This is a genomic window from Methylorubrum sp. POS3, assembly GCF_043352485.1.
Taxonomy (GTDB): Bacteria; Pseudomonadota; Alphaproteobacteria; order Rhizobiales; family Beijerinckiaceae; genus Methylobacterium; species Methylobacterium suomiense.
In genome coordinates this window covers 1-262 of record NZ_JAPRBT010000035.1, presented here as the reverse complement: position 1 = coordinate 262, position 262 = coordinate 1, and the positions used below count along the sequence as shown (strand labels likewise).

General features: G+C 68.7%; 1 protein-coding gene. It reads left to right on the top strand.

Going from position 1 to position 262, the window contains the following annotated elements:
- On the top strand, positions 1-262 hold a 262-nt coding region (locus tag OWC43_RS23400; RefSeq protein ID WP_393958685.1), incomplete at both ends, for a VCBS domain-containing protein.

Sequence of the window (262 nt, the reverse complement as noted above, 5' to 3'; positions counted from 1 at the left end):
TGGTCCTACGCCATCGCCGACAAGGCGCTCGACTTCATCGGCCAGAACGACACCGTGCGGGTGGTCACGACCGTCCAGGTGAACGACGGCAATGGCGGGGTGGCGCAGCAGGCGGTGACGATCGCGCTGAAGGGGGTCAACGACGCGCCGGTGATCGTGGCGGGCGGCCAAGTCACCGGGAGCGTGACGGAGAAGGCGGGGGCCTACGGCGATGCGAGCCTCCACCTCACGGGCGGGAGCTTCGACTTCGCGGATATCGACC